The sequence below is a fragment of the Saccharopolyspora indica genome (genome assembly GCF_027853965.1).
Taxonomy (GTDB): Bacteria; Actinomycetota; Actinomycetes; order Mycobacteriales; family Pseudonocardiaceae; genus Saccharopolyspora; species Saccharopolyspora indica.
In genome coordinates this window covers 1-15,020 of record NZ_JAQGLB010000014.1, presented here as the reverse complement: position 1 = coordinate 15,020, position 15,020 = coordinate 1, and the positions used below count along the sequence as shown (strand labels likewise).

18 protein-coding genes and 1 tRNA gene are annotated in these 15,020 nt (G+C 70.9%); 6 read left to right on the top strand and 13 right to left on the bottom strand.

Features of this window, described 5'->3' with window-relative positions; all coding sequences use genetic code 11:
* Positions 1-113 precede the first annotated feature (113 nt).
* The 4 genes from OU416_RS26570 to OU416_RS26555 all read right to left on the bottom strand — a co-directional run bounded on the left by OU416_RS26570 (position 114) and on the right by OU416_RS26555 (position 2,634).
* A complete protein-coding gene (locus OU416_RS26570) occupies positions 114-596 on the bottom strand; it encodes a MarR family winged helix-turn-helix transcriptional regulator (protein WP_270929750.1) in 483 nt (160 codons plus the stop codon).
* Positions 597-774: 178 nt separating this feature from the next.
* A tRNA-Val gene (locus tag OU416_RS26565) sits at positions 775-849 on the bottom strand.
* 70 nt (positions 850-919) lie between these two features.
* A complete protein-coding gene (locus OU416_RS26560) occupies positions 920-1,228 on the bottom strand; it encodes an SH3 domain-containing protein (protein WP_270929749.1) in 309 nt (102 codons plus the stop codon).
* A 185-nt stretch (positions 1,229-1,413) separates the two neighbouring features.
* Complete coding sequence (locus OU416_RS26555) at positions 1,414-2,634, bottom strand: NADP-dependent isocitrate dehydrogenase (protein ID WP_270929748.1); 1,221 nt, start codon at positions 2,632-2,634, stop codon at positions 1,414-1,416.
* Positions 2,635-2,826: 192 nt separating this feature from the next.
* On the opposite strand from OU416_RS26555, the gene OU416_RS26550 reads away from it, so the two are divergent.
* The 5 genes from OU416_RS26550 (at position 2,827) to OU416_RS26530 (ending at position 6,596) form a co-directional block, all read left to right on the top strand.
* Positions 2,827-3,654: a metal-dependent hydrolase gene (locus OU416_RS26550; RefSeq protein WP_270929747.1), complete on the top strand. Its 828-nt coding sequence runs from the start codon at positions 2,827-2,829 to the stop codon at positions 3,652-3,654.
* A 109-nt stretch (positions 3,655-3,763) separates the two neighbouring features.
* Positions 3,764-4,192, top strand: coding sequence for a hypothetical protein (locus tag OU416_RS26545; RefSeq protein WP_270929746.1), 429 nt, complete (start codon positions 3,764-3,766; stop codon positions 4,190-4,192).
* 65 nt (positions 4,193-4,257) lie between these two features.
* Positions 4,258-4,458, top strand: coding sequence for a DUF1918 domain-containing protein (locus OU416_RS26540; protein ID WP_270929745.1), 201 nt, complete (start codon positions 4,258-4,260; stop codon positions 4,456-4,458).
* A gap of 162 nt (positions 4,459-4,620) precedes the next feature.
* Positions 4,621-5,655: a zinc-binding dehydrogenase gene (locus OU416_RS26535; protein ID WP_270929744.1), complete on the top strand. Its 1,035-nt coding sequence runs from the start codon at positions 4,621-4,623 to the stop codon at positions 5,653-5,655.
* 110 nt (positions 5,656-5,765) lie between these two features.
* Positions 5,766-6,596 carry a DUF4253 domain-containing protein gene (locus tag OU416_RS26530; protein ID WP_270929743.1) on the top strand — a complete coding sequence of 277 codons (831 nt, stop codon included), beginning with the start codon at positions 5,766-5,768 and terminating at the stop codon, positions 6,594-6,596.
* A 28-nt stretch (positions 6,597-6,624) separates the two neighbouring features.
* Here the strand turns inward: OU416_RS26530 and OU416_RS26525 are convergent, their stop codons facing one another.
* Positions 6,625-7,203 carry a helix-turn-helix domain-containing protein gene (locus OU416_RS26525; protein WP_270929742.1) on the bottom strand — a complete coding sequence of 193 codons (579 nt, stop codon included), beginning with the start codon at positions 7,201-7,203 and terminating at the stop codon, positions 6,625-6,627.
* Positions 7,204-7,317: 114 nt separating this feature from the next.
* Here OU416_RS26525 and OU416_RS26520 point away from each other — a divergent pair, with 114 nt between their 5' ends.
* On the top strand, positions 7,318-8,154 hold the full coding sequence (locus OU416_RS26520) for a DMT family transporter (RefSeq protein WP_270929741.1): 837 nt from the start codon (positions 7,318-7,320) through the stop codon (positions 8,152-8,154).
* Between the two features lie 61 nt (positions 8,155-8,215).
* Here OU416_RS26520 and OU416_RS26515 read toward each other — a convergent pair whose 3' ends face one another.
* The 8 genes from OU416_RS26515 to OU416_RS26480 all read right to left on the bottom strand — a co-directional run bounded on the left by OU416_RS26515 (position 8,216) and on the right by OU416_RS26480 (position 15,006).
* Complete coding sequence (locus tag OU416_RS26515; protein WP_270929740.1) at positions 8,216-8,617, bottom strand: hypothetical protein; 402 nt, start codon at positions 8,615-8,617, stop codon at positions 8,216-8,218.
* A gap of 70 nt (positions 8,618-8,687) precedes the next feature.
* A complete protein-coding gene (gene phnE / locus OU416_RS26510; RefSeq protein ID WP_270929739.1) occupies positions 8,688-10,379 on the bottom strand; it encodes a phosphonate ABC transporter, permease protein PhnE in 1,692 nt (563 codons plus the stop codon).
* Between the two features lie 5 nt (positions 10,380-10,384).
* The gene (gene phnC / locus OU416_RS26505) at positions 10,385-11,152 is read right to left on the bottom strand and encodes a phosphonate ABC transporter ATP-binding protein (RefSeq protein ID WP_270929738.1); all 768 of its coding nucleotides are present in this window, start codon (positions 11,150-11,152) and stop codon (positions 10,385-10,387) included.
* Entirely contained in the window at positions 11,143-12,057 is a 915-nt protein-coding gene (locus OU416_RS26500; protein WP_270929737.1) for a phosphate/phosphite/phosphonate ABC transporter substrate-binding protein, read from the bottom strand. The genes phnC and OU416_RS26500 overlap by 10 nt, the downstream gene beginning before the upstream one ends.
* Positions 12,054-12,728 carry a phosphonatase-like hydrolase gene (locus OU416_RS26495; protein WP_270929736.1) on the bottom strand — a complete coding sequence of 225 codons (675 nt, stop codon included), beginning with the start codon at positions 12,726-12,728 and terminating at the stop codon, positions 12,054-12,056. Before OU416_RS26495 ends, OU416_RS26500 begins: the two co-directional genes overlap by 4 nt.
* Complete coding sequence (locus OU416_RS26490) at positions 12,725-13,843, bottom strand: TIGR03364 family FAD-dependent oxidoreductase (protein WP_270929735.1); 1,119 nt, start codon at positions 13,841-13,843, stop codon at positions 12,725-12,727. Before OU416_RS26490 ends, OU416_RS26495 begins: the two co-directional genes overlap by 4 nt.
* A 177-nt stretch (positions 13,844-14,020) precedes the next feature.
* Positions 14,021-14,776 (bottom strand): GntR family transcriptional regulator, encoded by a 756-nt coding sequence (locus tag OU416_RS26485; protein WP_270929734.1) that lies wholly within the window; start codon positions 14,774-14,776, stop codon positions 14,021-14,023.
* A 98-nt stretch (positions 14,777-14,874) separates the two neighbouring features.
* Positions 14,875-15,006 (bottom strand): DUF3017 domain-containing protein, encoded by a 132-nt coding sequence (locus tag OU416_RS26480; RefSeq protein ID WP_408642287.1) that lies wholly within the window; start codon positions 15,004-15,006, stop codon positions 14,875-14,877.
* Positions 15,007-15,020: the final 14 nt, after the last annotated feature.

The following is a 15,020-nucleotide window of genomic DNA, read 5'->3' as shown; positions in this document are numbered from 1 at the left end:
CCACCACCTCGACGTCCAGCACCGCCTCGTGCAGGGTAGGCACATTCGAGGCCCAGCGCGAAAGTCCTTGAGCGAGTTACGAGTTCCGCTCGAGCGCTGACGCCTGGCGGGGATCAGCCGCGGAGCTCGGCGGTCTCGGCGCGCAGTGCGTCGATCATCTCGCTCAGGTAGGACTCGACGACCTCCCGCTCGGCGGGCCCGAGCTTGCGCACGGTCTTGACCACCCGCCGGTGCAGGCCGGCGAAGAGCTCGGTGAGCTCGTCGGCGTCACCGTCGACCAGCTCCACCAGGACCTTCCGCCGATCGCGCTCGTCCCGGACCCGCACCACGTACCCGGCACGTTCGAGCCGGTCGATCACACCGGTGACCGTCCCGGTGGACAGGCCGGACAGCTCGGCGAGCCGCCCCGCGGTCATCTCGCCCTCGCTGCGCTGGATCAGGTCGAGGCACTTGTGGTCGGTGACCGACAGCCCGAGCCGCTCGGCGACCTCGGTGTGGAACGCGACCGTGGCCGCGGCGAGGTCGCGACCCAGGACGTCCAGGCGGCGCACCGCGCCGTCCGCCGCTGCGGTCGACCGCCTGCGGTTGCCCGCCATCCGCCGCCCCCTTAGAACCCGAGAATGCCGAGAGCCGGGATTCTAAGTCCCCGAACCTTCCCGGCCAAGATCCGGCGCCGATCACCACGTTCCTCCACTGTGGACAACCAAGTCGCCGGTGGACCAGCCGCAACGACGAAGTCCCCGTCGATCAACAGCATCGACGGGGACTTCGGGTTGGTGCGCGATACTGGGATTGAACCAGTGACCCCTACCGTGTCAAGGTAGTGCTCTCCCGCTGAGCTAATCGCGCGGGGCGGTGTTGACCGCGTGCCCTAGAGCTTAACGGAGCCCCGATCGCGGCTTCGCACCACCCCGGGCAATCACGGTGCGCAGCTGCTTCCCGGCGCCGGCAGCAGGAACTGCTGCGCGGCCCAGCGGCCGCCGCCGAGGTCCCGGAAGCCGTCCACGACGTTCGGCAGCGCGGCCACCTGCTCGCCGTGCCGCAGGGCGCCGACCTTGCCGTCCGCGGCGTTGGGCCCGGAGCGCACGTTGAGCACGTCGGCGGCGACGTGGAAGGCGCAGGGCTCGGCGACGCCGGGGGCGCTGCCGGCCTGGTTCGCGCTCATCAGGTAGATCGCGCCGATCGCACCGGCGCCGACGAGCAGCAGTGAGCGGGGCACGAAGAACACGGCGAACCTCCCGGTCGGGCACTACCTCCCCAGCTTCAGCGCCGACCCGGCCCGGCGGAACCCGGAGCACCCCATCAGCGCGCCCCGTTCAACAGCCCGGGTGTCACCCGTGCGCGGGCAGTAGTCCCGGAAGACCAGAACGCCGCCCCCTGGCGGGAGCGGCGTTCGCGGTTCGCAGCCGAAGGTCAGCCGTTGGCCATCTTCTTCTGCAGGTTCTCGTCCAGCGTCGCGAGGAACTCCTCGGTGGTCTGGAACTGCTGGTCACCGCCGACGAGCAGCGCCAGGTCCTTGGTCATCTTGCCGCTCTCGACGGTCTCGATGACGACCTGCTCCAGGGTGTTGGCGAAGCCGACGACCTCGGGGGTGGAGTCCAGCTTGCCGCGGTGCTGCAGGCCCCGGGTCCACGCGAAGATCGACGCGATCGGGTTCGTCGAGGTCGGCTTGCCCTGCTGGTGCTGGCGGTAGTGGCGGGTGACCGTGCCGTGCGCGGCCTCGGCCTCCACCTTGCCGTCCGCGGTCATCAGCACCGAGGTCATCAGGCCCAGCGAGCCGAAGCCCTGCGCCACGGTGTCGGACTGGACGTCACCGTCGTAGTTCTTGCAGGCCCAGACGTAGCCGCCCTCCCACTTCAGGGCGCTGGCGACCATGTCGTCGATCAGCCGGTGCTCGTAGGTGATGCCCTTGGCGTCGAACTCGGCCTTGTACTCGGCGTCGAAGATCTCCTGGAACACGTCCTTGAACATGCCGTCGTAGGCCTTCAGGATCGTGTTCTTGGTCGACATGTAGACCGGGAAGTTGCGCTCCAGGCCGTAGCGGAACGACGCGCGCGCGAACTCCTCGATCGACTTGCGGTAGTTGTACATGCCCATCGCGACGCCGCCGTCTTCGCCGAACTTGGCGACCTCGAACTCGATCGGCTCGCTGCCGTCCTCCGGCGTGTACGTCATCGTGACGGTGCCCGGGCCGGGGACCTTGAAGTCGCTGGCCTTGTACTGGTCACCGTGCGCGTGACGGCCGATGACGATCGGCTTGGTCCAGGTCGGCACGTAGCGCGGGATGTTGGAGATGACGATCGGCTCGCGGAAGATGACGCCGCCGAGGATGTTGCGGATCGTCCCGTTCGGGCTCCGCCACATCTTCTTCAGGCCGAACTCCTCAACCCGGGCCTCGTCCGGGGTGATGGTGGCGCACTTGACGCCGACGCCGTGCTTGGCGATCGCGTTCGCCGCGTCGACCGTGACCTGGTCGTCGGTGGCGTCCCGGTGCTCGATGCCGAGGTCGTAGTAGTCGAGGTTGATGTCCAGGTAGGGGTGGACCAGCTTGTCCTTGATGAAGGACCAGATGATCCTGGTCATCTCGTCGCCGTCGAGCTCGGCTACGGTGCCCTGAACCTTGATCTTGCTCATGTGGCGGGGTGCTCCTCTCGCGAGAATGCAAGCGGTACGAGCGTACTGCTATCGGGTTCGATTGTGCCCTCCACCCTGCACCGACCACCACCCGTACCCGCGCGCGATGCGCCACTGTTCGGCGCGTCGTCCTCGTGTCGTGATCTTCTTCTAGGCTCGACCACCGACGCAGGCGATCAAGGAGGGGGCGGCGTGGCGACCGGACCGACGCACGCGATGAGCGGCTTGGCCGCATGGGCGGCCGTGACCGCCCTGGCCGATACGCACGCGCTCGGGCAATTATCCCCGAAGACCTGGGTGGTCGGGGCCACGCTGGCCTCCGGCGCGGCCCTGCTGCCCGACATCGACCACCCGAAGTCGACCGTGGCCAGCACCTTCGGCGCCATCTCGCGCGGCGCCTCGGCCGGGATCAGCGGCTTCAGCGGATTCCTCTACCGCCTCACCCGCACCAAGCGCGACAGCGACCGCGAGGGCACCCACCGCGGCTTCACGCACACCGTGGTCTTCGCGGTGCTCGCCGGGCTGATCACCACCGCCATCGTGCAGACCAGCGAGAGCGCCGCGGTGGCCATCCTGATGTTCTTCTTCGCCGGCCTCGCGGTCCGCGGCATCATGCACACCTGGTCGTCGAGCTCGGACGCGATCCTGATCACGGTGGCATCGCTGCTGCTCACGGTGGCCTGCTGGGCGTGGGCGGGCGACCAGCCGACCAACCCGGCGGCGTTCGGCGTCGCGGTGATGATCGGCTGCATCGCGCACTTCATCGGCGACGCGATCACCGAGCAGGGCTGCCCGATGCTGTGGCCGGTGCCGCTGGGCGGCAAGACCTGGTACCCGGTGGCCCCGCCGAAGCCGATGCGGATGCGCACCGGCGGCAAGGTGGAGATGGCCCTGATCGGCCCGGGCCTGACCATCGCGGCAGTGGTGCTGAGCTCGGTGGTGCTCTACCGGATCGGCGCGGCGCCCTGGCTCGCCCAGCTCGACCTGCCGCCGGAAATCATGGCGTGGATCAACCTGTGATCAGCGAATTCTCCGCTGTATACGACATTTCGCCCATCAGGTGAGCGAGGGCCGATAGGGTACAAGGGAGGCGCCGCTCACCGGTGCCCCTCGGAGCCCCGGAGGGAAGATGCGAGCTCGAAAGAAGTTCGTGGCAGTGGCGTTGTCGCTGCCGGTGCTGGTCGGCCTGGCCGCGTGCGGTCAGGTGCAGGAAGCACAGCAGGGCCTGGAGAACGCCAACGAGCAGCTCCAGAACGCGCAGGAGAGCCTCGACACCGCGGGCGCCTGCCTGCAAGCGCTCAACGTCGCGAGCTTCATGCCCAACTTCGCCGACCCGGAGCAGGCCAAGGCCGACGCCCAGGCCAAGGTCGACGAGCTCGGCCAGCTGGCGGAGAAGACCGCCGACCAGACGCTGCGGCAGAACCTGCTCGACGTGCAGCAGTCGGTGCAGCAGGTCGCCGAGGGCCAGATCGACCTGGACGCCAGCGCCGACTGGGCCACCGCCCAGCTGGAGAAGTACCAGGAGGTCGCCACGACCTGCTCGAAGGTCGGCGGCTGAGCGCCCTCCGCACCCTGCGAGGTGTGGCCCCGGTCACTTAGTCTGGGGCCGCGGAGGTGATGGGCATGAAAGCAGCCGTGGGTGACCAACTGCACGTGCACAGCAAGCACGTCGACGAGGCCGAGCAGTTCGCCGAGATCCTGGAGGTCCGCGGCCCGGACGGGGCGCCACCGTACTTGGTGCGCTACAAGGACGGGCACGAAAGCCTGGTGTACCCGGGCGGCGACTGCGAGATCGAAGCCCACGTGCCCCACCAGGGGCGCTGACCCGCAGCGGCCGGTACCGGAACCGCCCGGACCGGCCGCCGTCCCTTCCGGCCGGGTCCGCCGATTGCGCACCCCGGCCGATGATCTTCCCGGTACAGTGCGGGCTTCGTGATGCCCGCGCGACCGCTCGTGGGCACCGAGCGTCTGCCAGCGGAGGTCGTCATGGCGGTGCCCACCAGCGGCATCGAGGTCGTGTTCACGGGACTGGGCGGCACGGAGGTCGTCAGCACCCGCACCAGCCCGGTCCGCCCGCCCGGCCCGCACCGGGTGCTGGTGCGCACCGAAGCCGCCGGAGTCGCCTTCGCCGAGGTCCAGATGCTGCACGGGCGCTACCCGGCGCAGCCGGCGAACCCGTTCGTGCCCGGCTACGACCTGGTCGGCGAGATCGTGGCGGTCGGCCCGGAGGTGACCGGGTGGCGCGTCGGCCAGCGGGTGGCGGCGCTGCCGGTCACCGGCGCGTGGGCCGAGCACGTCGAGCTCCGCGCCCGGGATCTGGTCGCCGTTCCCGACGAGCTGGCGGCCGCGGACGCGGTCGCGGTGGTGCTCAACGGGGTCACCGCCCAGCAGCTGCTGCGCGCCGCGAACGTCCGCAGTGGACAGACGGTCCTGGTGCACGGGATCGGCGGCGGGGTCGGGATCCTGCTCGCGCAGCTCGCGGTGAACGCCGGGCTGCGGGTGATCGGAACGGCCTCCGCCCGCAGGCACGAAGCGCTCGCCGACCTGGGCGTCGAGCTGATCGACCACCGCACGTCGGACGTCCGCAGCCGGGTCGCCGAGCTCGCGCCCGGCGGAGTGGACGCGATCTTCGACCCGTTCGGCCCGACGAGCCTGGACGAGTCGTGGCCGATGCTCGCCCCCGGCGGCACCCTGGTCTCCTACGGCAGCGCGCGGACCCTGCACGACTCCGGCCCCTGGTGGGTGCCCTACCTGAAGACGGCCGGGCGGATCGCCAAGTGGGAAGTGCTGCGGCTGCTCGGCAGCACCGGCGACCGGCGATGCCGCCTGTACGCCATCAGGTCCAACGACCGGTTCCGCGCGGACCTGGAGCAGCTGCTCCGAATGGTCGCCAGTGGACAGTTGCGGCCGCGGATCGCGGGCCGGTTCCCGCTGGAATCCGCCGCGCAGGCGCTGGACCTGCACATCTCCGGCCGGGAAACCGGGCGGATCGTGCTGGTGCCGGGCCTTTCCGCCGAATAGCGCGCGGTCCGGGGAAGTACTCGGGTTCTGCTAAGCAACCACGCACGCAACGCAACCACCCGCAGGCTCTAAGGTGGTCCGCGATGAGGGCGTCGCTAGGAGGCGGTGAAGTGTTGCGAGACGACCGGGAGGCGGGGGCTCCGGCCGATCTGTCCGCGGTTTTCGGCACCGGGGTGTCGGTACCGCTGCCGCCCGGCGAGATCCTCACCGAGCAGACGATGATGGGCGGCGACCCGGCGCCGCTGTGCTGGATCAGCGATGAGCCTCCGGCTCCGCAGCTGGTCGCCGCGCTGCGCGCCGAGCACCGGCAGAGCGGCTTGTGGCCGCTGCTGCTGTGCGACAACGACGAGGTCTACGGCGAGCGCTGCACGGTCGGCGTCGTGCCGCCGGAACCGCTGGACCACATCGACCGCTGGCGGGTGGTCGACGTGATGGCCCGGATCTGGGACGGCCTGGTGCAGGCGGACGACGACCTCGGCCCGGCCTACGACCTGGAGGTCCTCGCCCCGTTCGACTACCACTGCCCGGGCCCGGCCCCGGCCGGGAACCTGCTGGCGGACCCGGACATCCTGGCCAACCAGCAGCTCCCGAAGTTCATCGGCGAGGACATCCGCCTGGCCCTGATCCCGGTGCGCCGAGGAGCCGACGTCCTGACGGCCCTGGGCTGGTCGGGCGCGGCCAACCACGTGTCCCGCACGGCGGGCCTGTCGGCGATGGCGCGGAGCTGGGAGGAGCGCTTCGGCGCCCGCCTCCTCCGCCTCGGGCCGGACCGCCTCGACCTCAGCGTCGCGGCCCCGCCCCAGGACCCGGACCACGCGGCAGCGGTGGCGGCGGAGCACTGGACCTTCTGCCCGGACCGGATCCTCCAGGAAACGGGCACGATCGAGGCCTACGCCCAGGAGATCCGAGGGCGCCGGACCTGGTCCTTCTGGTGGGAATGACGCTCCTGCGGGCTCTTTCGCGCGCCGGTCAGGCCGTGGCGGCGGGCGGCAGCTGGACCGTCATGATCAGGTGGCAGGTTCCGGTGCCGGAACCCCGGTAGGCGTGCTCGGTGTCGCCGTCGAAGGTGGCCGTCTGCCCGGCTTCGACGGCGTGCTCGACCCCGTCGACGATCAGGACCATCCGGCCCGAGGTGACGTTGACGGTCTCCACGACGCCGGCCTGGTGCGGATGGCTGGAGTACTCCTCGCCGGGTTCCAGCTGCCAGCGCCAGACCTCGACCGGGGCCCGGCCCGAGGTCGTCAGCACGAGCCGGCCCTCGCCGCCCCGCTCCCCGGTCCACAGCGGCGCGACGTCGGCGGCGGCCACGACGCGGACCCGCCCTTCGGACGGCCCCTGCATCAGGGCGGACACCGAGATGCCGAGCGTGTCGGCCAGCCGGACCAGGGTGGCCAGGTTGGGGTTGCCCTGCGCCTTCTCCAGGCCCACCAGCGCACCCTTGCTGACCTGGGCGCGGCGGCCGAGCTCTTCCAGGGACAGGCCCGCGCGCACCCGGGCCGCCCGGACGTTGTGCGCGACCGTTCGCAGCGCTTCGGCCGTTTCGGCCATCTGATCACCCTCCCCGCAGCCGACCATTCGATTGCACCGCCCGGTCGGTTGGTTGCCCCATTCGGTCAATTCGATGTACCGTTGGGTCGTTCCACTGATACTAGGGGATTTTCCGTGATCGCTCTGCTGCTGGCCCTCGGCAGCTCGCTCGCCTACGGGTGCGCCGACTTCCTCGGCGGCGTCGGCGCGCGCAAGGCCCACGTGCTGCGCACCGTGATGATCGCCGCGCCTGCCAGCCTCGTGGTCGAACTGCTGCTGTGGCCGCTGCTCGGCGCCTCCTTCAGCACGGCCGCCCTCGGCTGGGGAGCCGCATCGGGCGTCGCATCGGCCGCCGCGTTCGTCCTGCTCTACCGCACGCTGGCGATCGGCCCGATGAACGTCCTGTCCCCGGTGACCGCGCTGGTCTCCGCGGTGCTGCCCGTCGGCGTGGGACTGCTGCAGGGCGAACACCTGTCCGCCGCCGGACTGGTGGGCCTACCGCTCGCGCTGGCTGCGGTGGTCCTGGTCAGCGCCGGACCCGGCGCGGGCTCGGCTCGCCCGTCGCGCACGGCCCTGCTGCTGGCCTTCGGCGCGGGCGCCGCCATCGCCCTGCAACTGATCTTCCTGCACCAAGCCCCCGCCGACAGCGGAGTGGCCCCGCTGATCATCGGCCGCGCCGTCTCCTCCGCCATCACCTTGACGGCGGCGGCACTGCTGCACCGAAGACTGGGCCCCGAGCGCCCGGCGTACGCGATCTCGGCGACCGCAGGAGCCCTGGACTCGGTGGCGAACCTGCTGTTCCTCCTAGCAGCCCGCAGCGGAAACCTCGCCGTAGTAGCGGTGATCGTCGCCCTCTACCCAGCAACCACGGTCCTGCTCGCCCGAGGCCTCCTCGCCGAGCAGATCCACCGCAGCCAACTCCTCGGCCTAGGCACAGCAGCCGCAGCCATCAGCCTCCTCACCCTCACCTGAACCCGCGCGAACACCCCGGTGAAGGGCACCTTTTAGCAACATACTTGCTAAAAGGTGCCCTTCACCGGGCATCGACCGGGCGTTTGGCGAACGTGAGACGCCATGCCGCGTAGTCGCGAGCGAGCCGTGCGCGGTGGTGCATCCCAGGCTTGTCCTTCGTGACTGCCCAGTGCGTCCACATGCCCGCCAGGTATGCCGCGAACGCGGTCAGGTGCTCATCGGTGATGTCTCCGAACCCGGCGAGGTTGGTGACCGCCCAGGATTCCGCCGCGCCCGGCTCGTGCCCCGCCTCCAGCAAGCGCAGCACGAGAAATGCGCCGTCGATCCACGGAGCCGCAGCTCCGGGGCAACCCCAGTCGATCACGTGTGCTGTGCCGTGCGTCCCGATGCGGAACTGGTCGCCGTGGAGGTCGGTGTGCGCGAGCAGGCCGCCATGAGCGAGCTCGGGCAGCTGCCCGCCCATCGCTGCATGTCCCGGTGGCGCGAAGGGCACCTTTCGCCCAGTTACTTGGTGAAAGGTGCCCTTCACCTCGTCAGCTGACGAGTTTTCGGAGCCAGAGGGCGAGGAGTTCCACCAGCATCACCACTGCGAAGGTGAGGATCAGGACCGTCGTCACCACTCCGAATTCCAGGACTCGGGAGGCGTTGAGGAGGTAGTAGCCGATTCCGCCAGCTCCGACCAGGCCCAGGAGGGTTGCCGAGCGGAGGTTCGTGTCCAGTTGGTAGAGGACGTGGGCCACGAAGGCCGGGGCCGCTTGGGGGAGCGTCGCCGCGAAGAACACCTGGAGGCGGCTCGCGCCGGTGGCGCGCAGGGCTCGTTCCTTGCCCCGGTCCACCTCTTCCAGGGAGTCCGCCACCAGCTTGCCGAGCAGGCCCACCGAGCCGACGCCGAGGGCGAGGGCTCCCGCTACCGCGCCCAGGCCGGTGATCACCACGAACACGATCGCCAGCACCAGTTCCGGGACGCCTCGGACCGCCAGCACCACGCCGCGGAAGAACTTCGCCACCGCCGGGTTCGGGGCCACGTTGTTCGCCGCCAGGGCTCCCACCGGCAGCGCGAGGATCGCGCCGATCAAGGTGGCCGCCAGGGCGATCTGGACGGTGACCAGGAGTTCGGAGAGCAGCTCCGGGAGGATGCCGCCGGTTTCCGGTGGCCAGAACAGGGCCAGGGTCGGGCCGAAGTCGGTGATCGCGCGCTGGAACTGGTCCAGCGAGATGTCCGCGCCCCAGATCGAGGCGACGACGACCAGGGCCGTCAGCAGCCAGTACCCGGTGCGGCGCACTCGTCCGGCCGTCCACGGTGGACTGATCGGTGGCGGGGACGGAGGCCGGGTGGCGACGCTCCCGGCCTCGCGCCGCGGGGCCGGGATCTGCACCCGGCGCCGGACCGCGGCGAGCGGGCCGCGGCGTTCCTCCTGGACGCCGGGCAGGCCGCGGCGGATCGCGCCGGAGACGACCTCCACCAGCACGCAGAGCCCGAACACCACCGATGCCAGCGCCATTCCGCGCTGGTAGTCGAGGGTGCGCAGGGAGTCGGAGATCGCCTGGCCCAGACCGCCGACGCCGACGAACCCGAGCACCACCGAGACCCGCAGGTTGATGTCCAGGCGGTGCAGCGACGTCGCCACGAACGACGGCATCACCTGCGGCAGGACTCCGGTGACCAGCTGTTGCAGCCTGGTTCCGCCCGCCGCGCGGATGGCGGTGCGCGGGCCTTCGTCGATCTGCTCGATCGCGTCGGCGTAGAGCTTGCCGATCATGCCGATGGAGTGCAGGCCCATCGCCAGCACGCCGGTCAGGCCGCCGAAGCCGAACATCCGGAAGAACACGATGGCCAGCACGACGTCCGGGATCGCCCGCGCCACCACGATGATCACGCGCGCGCCGAACCGGCTGGTGCCGCCCAGGGCGGTGTTGCTCGCCGCGAGGACCGCGACGGGCACGCTGATCAGCGAGGCCAGCAGGGTCGCGCAGACCACGATCGCCAGCGTCTGCCCGCACAGCGCCAGCAGTTCGCCGAGCGGCGGGAAGTCCAGCGGCAGGGTGCGGCCGGCGAAGTCGACCGCGTTGGCCGCGCCGTCCACGAACGTCGCGATGTTCAGGCGCAGCGAGCTGAACGCCCAGATCGCCGCGCCCAGCAGCGCCAGCACGACCACGGCCGCCGCGGTGCCGGTCGGCGTCGGGCGGGCCAGCGTGCGGCGCGGCGCTTCTGCGGTGGTGGTCAAGGGTGTCACCCCACCGCGGCGAGGTCGGCCGAGCCGACCTTGGCGTAGATCGACATGGCCGCGTCGCGGTCCAGGCCCTCCACCGGGGTGTCCAGCACGACCTGCCCGGACCGCAGCCCGATGATCCGGTGCCCCCAGCTCAGCGCCAGGTCCACCTGGTGCAGGCTGCACAGCACGGTCAGCCCGTCCTCCCGGCCGATCTCCGCGATCAGGTTCATCACCTGCGCCGCCGAGTCGGGGTCGAGCGAGGCGACCGGCTCGTCGGCGAGCAGGATCTCCGGCTTCTGCAGCAGCGCCCTGGCCACCGCGACGCGCTGCTGCTGACCGCCCGAGAGCGTGTCCGCGCGCTGCAGCGCCTGGTCGGTCAGGCCGACGCGCTCCAGCTGCTCCATCGCGGCGAACCGCACCCGCTTGGGGTAGGTGAACAGCCCGAGCCGCGGGCCGCGCAGGCTTCCGAGCGCGCCCGTGCACACGTTCTCCAGCACGGTCAGCGAGCCGACCAGGTGGAACTGCTGGAACACGAACCCGACCCGGCGCCGCAGCGCGCGCAGGCCCGACCCGCGCAGCGCGCCGACGTCCTCGCCGAGCACCTGCACGGTTCCGGAGGTGGCGCGCTGCAGGCCGTCCACGTGCCGCAGCAGCGTCGACTTGCCCGAGCCGGACAGGCCGAGCAGCACGGCCATCTCACCGGGCTGCACGTCGAGGGAGACCTCGTCGAGCGCCCGCACATCGCCGAAGGACTTGCCGACCCGGTCGAAGCTGATCACTGGCATTGCTCGTCCTTGGTCGTCGCGCAGACCTCGCGGATGCCGTTGTAGAAGGCGTCGTCGACCGGGGCGAAGCCGTAGCCGCCGATGTCGCCGATCTTGCACTCGCCGGTGCAGAACCCGCTCTCCCGCAGGGCATCGCTGTTGGCCTCGTCCCGCAGCGCCGCGGTGATCTTGTCCTTCACCGCCGGGTCGAGGCTGTCGGAGATGGCGACCGGGTCGCCGGGGATCACCGCCGACTTCCACACCGTGCTGAGCTGTCCGGGCTGCAACTGGCCCTTCTCGATCAGCTGCCGGTCGACCATGCTGTCGTAGGCGAAACCGGCGTCGCAGTCGCCCTTCGCGACGGCGATCGCGGAGGCGTCGTGGCCGCCGGCGAAGATCGCCTGCACGTCGGTGTCCGGGTTGATGCCCGCCGCCAGCAGGCCCGCCTTCGGGTACAGGTAGCCGGAGGTCGAGGTGGGATCGACGAAGCAGACCTTCTTGCCGCGGAAGTCGGCCAGCGAGCGGATGCCGGTGTCCGGGCGGGTGATGGCGTAGGAGGTGTAGCCGGGCTCGGCGCCCTTCTCCTCGACCTGACCGGCGACCGCGGTGGCCGCCACGCCCTGCTGCTTGGCCAGCACGTAGGAGAACGGCCCGTACTTGGCGATGTCGATCTTGCCCGCGCGCTGGCCCTCGATGATCGCGGCGTAGTCGGTGGCCTTCTGGAAGGTGATCTTCTTCCCGGTCTCCTTCGCCAGCAGGTCCAGCACCGGCTGGTAGTCCTGCTGCAGGCTGGCGGATTCCTCCGACGGGATGGCGGCGAACACGAGCTCGTCGGAGTCACCGCCCTGCTGCGCGGCGCTCGGGCCGCACCCCGCGAGCAGGCCGAGCGCGGCCAGCCCGACGAGGACTCGACTGATCCGTTTCACGACTGTTCATCCTTTGCCAGCAGGAGTTCCGGGAGATCCCGGACGGATTCGAGGACGTGGGTGGCACCGGCGCCGGTGAGCGCGTCGCGCGAGTGCGCGCCGGTGAGGACGCCGGCGACGACGGACGCGCCGGCGCGGAGTCCTGATCGGACGTCGTAGGCGGTGTCGCCGGCGGTGGCGACGGAGCGCACGTCGTCGATGCCCAGCCGCAGCAGCGCGGTGAGCACCATGTCCGGGTGGGGGCGGCCGCGGCCCGCCTGGGCCGGGGTGAGGGTGAGATCGGCCAGGTCCTCCCAGCCCAGCGCGGCCAGGATCTGGCGCTGCGTGGTCTCGGAGAAGCCCGTGGTCAGCGCGACCTTCACGCCGTTGTCGCGGAGCTGCCGGATGGCGGCCTCCGCACCGTCGACCGGGTGGCACTCGCCGTCGGAGACCAGCTCCGCGTAGGCGTGCTCGAAGGCCTGGTTCGCCTGCTGCGCAAGGGTTTCGTCGCCGTCGAAGAGGTGCCGGAAGACGGTGATCTTGGATTCGCCCATGGTGCGGCGGACGTGGTCCAGCATGGACGGTCGCTCGGCGACGCCGATGTCGGCGATGGCCCGGGTGAAGGCCCGCTCCACGAGACCGTCGTCGGCGACCGTGGTGCCCGCCATGTCCAGCACTGCCAACTCGATCATCCCTCGACCTCCTGCCAGGTGTCGGCGGCGATGGCGGGCGAGCAGGTCATGCCGCGGCCGCCGGGGCCGGTCACCAGCCAGACGCCGGGCAGCACCCGCTCGCGGTGCACGACCAGCGACTTGTCCGCCGTCTGCGCGTAAACCCCGGCCCAGCGGCGCACGATCCGCGGCAGCGGGCGGCCGAGCAGTTCCTCGGCGCGCTGCCGCAGGTGCTCGTAGGGGTCCTCGTGCACGTCGAAGGAGAAGGGCTCGTCGTACTCGTGGGTGTCGCCGATGGTCAGCCCGCCGTGCAGCCGCTGGACCAGCAGGAGCTGCATGCCGTTGTCGGCGGCCACCGGCGGCTGCGGCTCGGCGGCGTTGAGCTCGTCGAGCTTCTCGCCCTGGTAGCCGCGGTAGTAGCGCATGCTGTCGCCGTCGGCCAGCGACGTCGTCAGCCGCTCGTCGAGCGGGTCGGTCTGCATCATCTGCAGCCGCACCTTGCGCACCGGGAGCTCCGGGCGGAGCTCCTTCACCAGTCCACCGAGCGCCGCGCCGGTGCAGAGGACCACCAGATCGCCCTCGTGGCGCTGCCCGGTGTCGTCGCGCACCCAGCCCTCGCCGACGTCGCGGACCTCGCGGCCGGGCAGCCAGGTGTAGCGGCCGGTCTTCGCCAAGTGCGCGCGCAGCGCGGGCTGCGCGGTCCGCGACTCGACGGCGCCGTCCTGCTCGCACCAGAGCGCGCCGAGCATTTCGCCGCGCAGCGCGGGATTCACCGCTCGGGCTTCGGCCGCGGCGAGCAGCTTGGTGCCGCGCTCAGCGGCGTCCGGACGGCTGACGAACTCCTCCGCGACCGCCATCTCGCCGGGAGTGCGGAGCACTGTCAGCGAGCCGTTGCCGCGGAAACCGAGGTCCGGCACGTCCGCGGCGATGCGCTCCCAGTCCCGGCGGGCGCGCATGGCCACCTCCAGGTCCGGCCCGGGTTCCCGGCCGCTGACCCAGATCAGCCCGAAGTTGCGGACCGAAGCCCCGCGAGCCTCCGCTTCCCGCTCCAGGTGCACCACTTCGTGGCCCCGCTCCAGGGCCCGCAGCGCGTGCATGGTGCCGAGCACGCCGCCGCCAACAATCAGAACTCGCACGCCGCACACGCTCGCCGCCGCCCGCGAATCCCCAGTGGAAACCGACCGAACCCCAGGTGAACACCGACCGAAGGACTAGATCAGTTATCTGTTCGTGACTTTTCGTGTCCCTCTCGGCCTGCCACGGCGCAGGGCACCGTCAATTTCGTACGAAATTGACCAGCCGCCCCGGCCGGGTCAGTCGCGGAGGTGGGTGATGAAGCTGAAGCGGTCGCCGCGGAAGAGGGAGCGGACGCGCTCGATCGGTTCGCCCTCCGGCGTCCAGGAGCGCCGGTGCAGCAGGATCATCGGCGTCGCCGGGTTGGTGCCGATCAGCAGCGCCTCGCGCGGCGTCGCCAGCACCGTCTCGATGCGCTCCTCCGCCTCGCCGAAGCGCACACCCAGCTCGTCCTGCAAGAACGAGTACAGCGAGGCGGTCGGGTCGAACTCGCCCAGCAGCTCCGGGAAGCGGTCCTTCGACAGGTAGCTGGACTCCAGGCCGACGCGCTCACCGCCGGCGAGCAGCACGCGCTCGACGTGCACCACCTCGCCGCCCGGGGCCAGGTCGAGATCCGCCGCCAGCTGCGCGTCGGCCGACCGGGCTTCGACGTCGATCACCGTCCGGCCGGGTTCCAAGCCCTGCGACCGGACGCCTTCGGTGTAGCTCGCCAGTTGCAGCGGCTGCACCAGTTTCGGCGGGGCGACGACGGTGCGGCTCCCCTGCCTGCGCATCAGGCGGCCTTCGAGCATCAGCTCGGTGACCGCCTGCCGCAGCGTCACCCGGGACACCTCGAACCGCTCGGCCAGCTCCCGCTCGCTGGGCAGGGCCGAACCCTCGCCGAGCTCCTCGACCAGGTCGAGCAGCTCGATCTTCACCGCGTAGTAGCGCGGAATCCGGCCGTGTTCGGGAATACCGGCGCGAACCGGCTGATCCGCGCGGTGGTCGATGCGCACAACGCACAACCCTACTGCGCGCCCGGAACCGGCTCCGCACAGCGTGAAAACGAGCCGGTTCCAACGGAAACCTCAGCCGGGGACGCCGCTCTCGACCGTCATCGCGGCCACTCGATGGTCAGCGCCACCGCGAGGATCGCCACCCCGAAACCGCTGTAGAGCAGGACGTCCACCACCCGGCTGCGGATCGCCAGCAGACCCACGCGCTCCGGCGGGACCACCGCCCGCAGCCCCGCCGCGACCA

What these genes read in the sequence shown, in the direction of transcription:
- OU416_RS26570 (WP_270929750.1), bottom strand. Translation starts at nt 596, where the DNA reads ATGGCGGGCAACCGCAGGCGGTCGACCGCAGCGGCGGACGGCGCGGTG.
- OU416_RS26555 (WP_270929748.1), bottom strand. Translation starts at nt 2,634, where the DNA reads ATGAGCAAGATCAAGGTTCAGGGCACCGTAGCCGAGCTCGACGGCGAC.
- OU416_RS26545 (WP_270929746.1), top strand. Translation starts at nt 3,764, where the DNA reads ATGCGAGCTCGAAAGAAGTTCGTGGCAGTGGCGTTGTCGCTGCCGGTG.
- OU416_RS26540 (WP_270929745.1), top strand. Translation starts at nt 4,258, where the DNA reads ATGAAAGCAGCCGTGGGTGACCAACTGCACGTGCACAGCAAGCACGTC.
- OU416_RS26535 (WP_270929744.1), top strand. Translation starts at nt 4,621, where the DNA reads ATGGCGGTGCCCACCAGCGGCATCGAGGTCGTGTTCACGGGACTGGGC.
- OU416_RS26525 (WP_270929742.1), bottom strand. Translation starts at nt 7,203, where the DNA reads ATGGCCGAAACGGCCGAAGCGCTGCGAACGGTCGCGCACAACGTCCGG.
- OU416_RS26515 (WP_270929740.1), bottom strand. Translation starts at nt 8,617, where the DNA reads ATGGGCGGGCAGCTGCCCGAGCTCGCTCATGGCGGCCTGCTCGCGCAC.
- phnC (WP_270929738.1), bottom strand. Translation starts at nt 11,152, where the DNA reads ATGCCAGTGATCAGCTTCGACCGGGTCGGCAAGTCCTTCGGCGATGTG.
- OU416_RS26495 (WP_270929736.1), bottom strand. Translation starts at nt 12,728, where the DNA reads ATGATCGAGTTGGCAGTGCTGGACATGGCGGGCACCACGGTCGCCGAC.